At 49.6% G+C, this 2,314-nt stretch carries 3 protein-coding genes; all 3 read left to right on the top strand.

Annotation, left to right across the window (positions count from 1 at the left end; all coding sequences use genetic code 11):
- On the top strand, positions 1-646 hold a 646-nt coding region (locus tag HMPREF3149_RS10330; protein ID WP_141741513.1), incomplete at its 5' end, for an ATP-binding cassette domain-containing protein.
- A 151-nt stretch (positions 647-797) separates the two neighbouring features.
- On the top strand, positions 798-1,454 hold the full coding sequence (locus HMPREF3149_RS10325) for an ABC transporter ATP-binding protein (protein ID WP_049157198.1): 657 nt from the start codon (positions 798-800) through the stop codon (positions 1,452-1,454).
- A partial coding sequence (locus HMPREF3149_RS10320) for a hypothetical protein (protein ID WP_141741512.1) occupies positions 1,447-2,314 on the top strand: 868 nt, incomplete at its 3' end. The genes HMPREF3149_RS10325 and HMPREF3149_RS10320, both read left to right, overlap by 8 nt.

The raw sequence follows: 2,314 nt of genomic DNA, 5'->3' as shown, positions 1-2,314 counted from the left end.
ATTAATGGCGCCACTGCTTCGGGCTTTATCCTTGGCCAGCCAACGGGCAAAGGCACACACTGCGTGGCGTGAAATTTCCGCTCTAAACGATATTGAGAATCCTCGACAGGCCCTGCCGGAACGAGTCTTAAAAGTCTTGGATAGAAACCAGCAAGAGCTGCTGGATTCAACTGGCATCACCATAATTTTGGGCCCTAGCGGCATCGGAAAGACTACGCTCCTGCACGACGTTGCAGCCACACTCGGGCCCACCGACACTGCCTTTGTAAGTCAAGAACCGAAGCTACTTCCACATACTCTTGAAGATACCTTACAGCTATATGGAAGTGGACCAGACTCCGAGCGATTCATGAACAACTTGAGTTGTCTGCGAATGCCCGATTGCACGTTGACGACCACTATCGCCCGCATGTCTGGAGGCGAGAGACAAAGAGTCGCTATTGCTGCTGCGCTCTCATCTAACAAAGGAACGCTAATCCTGGATGAACCAACTTCTTCTCTTGGCACGGACGATCAACGAGATCTCGCAAAGCTACTACGCAACCACGTCAACAATGGTGCGAGGGTAATACTGTCCACGCACAACTCCGACTTCGTTGAATTTATGCTGCCAGCTAACATATTGGAGCTTGAGGAAAATGTTTAACTTCGAAGGAGCTCTCCTTCGCTCGCGAAGATTTTACGCACTCCCAACTCTGGAGGACGCCACAGAGGATTTCTTGATGGGAGATCGGTTAAAGAGAATCAGTGGCACGGCATTCTTGATAAATTTTATTCCTACAGTGAAGGACCGGTAGATGTTTGAGGTTATTGACGCTGGATTTCAATTCACGGTGCAGAACAGGAAGGATTGGCTATTCCGGAATGTGAACTTCTCGATTGCGAATGGAGAAGTGGTAGCCCTCATGGGGCCGTCTGGGTCAGGCAAGACCACTCTGCTTAATGGACTCGCTGGTATTGGGCGGTTATCCGAAGGTAAGAGCGTGCTTGATGGAATCCAGATATCGGGCCTGCCAAAACGAAAGGTGCGCAAACATCTAAGGGATTCTGTATCAATAGTTTTCCAAGACCACCTATTGATTCCGGGATTAAACCTGCTTGAGAACGCGGAGTTGTCTTGGGCCTTGTCGGGTAAGCCGAAGGGGATCTCCCCCAAAACAGTTTTAGACAGCTTGGCTATTGGAACAGAAAGGAACTCTCTGCCTGAAGAAGTCTCAGGTGGACAAGCACAGCGGGCAGCAATCGCGCGGGCCTTGGCTAGTGGCCCAAAGTTGTTATTCGCCGATGAGCCGACAGGGAGCTTGGACGAAAAGAACGCACATCGGGCTTTTGGTGAAATCAAAAATTGGTGCGGTTCACAGGGGGGACACGGTCTAATCGTTACCCATGATCCGGTCATTGCAAAGCTATGTGATCGTATTGTTCGTTTGGACGGCGGGACAATCAATGGATAATCCCAATCGCGATCAAGCAATCTCGCTTAAAGTTACAAAATCGTATTTTCGAGCGTCGTTAGGTCCCAATGTTGCAGCTGCGGTAGCTATCGGTTTTTCAATCGGCGTACTTGCAGCTGTTCTTAATACCCGAGCCGCGACTGAAGGTACGGCAGTGGGTGAGGCTGTCACGGTGAGTGTGGCGACAAATGTTGCTATCTCCTGGACGATTGCTTCGATTTTCTGCATTCCGCAGATAGTGAGTCGAGCGTTTACCAAACTTGACTATTTCATCGGTTGTCTACAAATTGTGGGATGGCCGGCTCGACGGTACCTTGTCATGCTCATCGCACAGCTCCTATTCATCGAAGTCTTGGCTATCTTACTTTCTTATCCTGTAGCTGTACTCTTTCAGCGGTTAGTGATGCTGATTTCCCGTCGGGACTCTGACGATTTGTTGTACCCTGGTCAGCTTTTTGAGCCGATATCGCTGAATTCAATTTTGATGGCTACGCTCATAATCACTGTTAGCGTTATCATTGTCGGCATTATCACGTTCATTGGTTACGCCTTGAAGCAGAAGACTCAGGCATCGGGAGCGAAGCCTGTACGTGTTTCAATTGACGGGCTCAATAGGCTGCGATGGGGAGACTTGGCCGCCACGCTGCCCGTCGTCTTTCTTGTAATAGCGGTCCAGGCTGGTGCTCAAGCAGGACTTTTTGTCATTCTAGCTATGGTATCTGCCTTGTTTTGGCTATGTAACCGTTTTATTCTGCACATCGTCAGAGCGATAGAGAAAGCTACAACCCGATTGGCTGGTGTCACTCCCGGGATAGCTGTACTGGGCGCATTCTCTGCAGAGCTTCATAATATGACGAAGT

The sequence above is a fragment of the Corynebacterium sp. HMSC05E07 genome, from assembly GCF_001807225.1.
Classification (GTDB): Bacteria; Actinomycetota; Actinomycetes; order Mycobacteriales; family Mycobacteriaceae; genus Corynebacterium; species Corynebacterium singulare.
The sequence above is the reverse complement of the archived record's forward strand: the minus strand, read 5'-3'. Positions and strand labels throughout refer to the sequence as shown.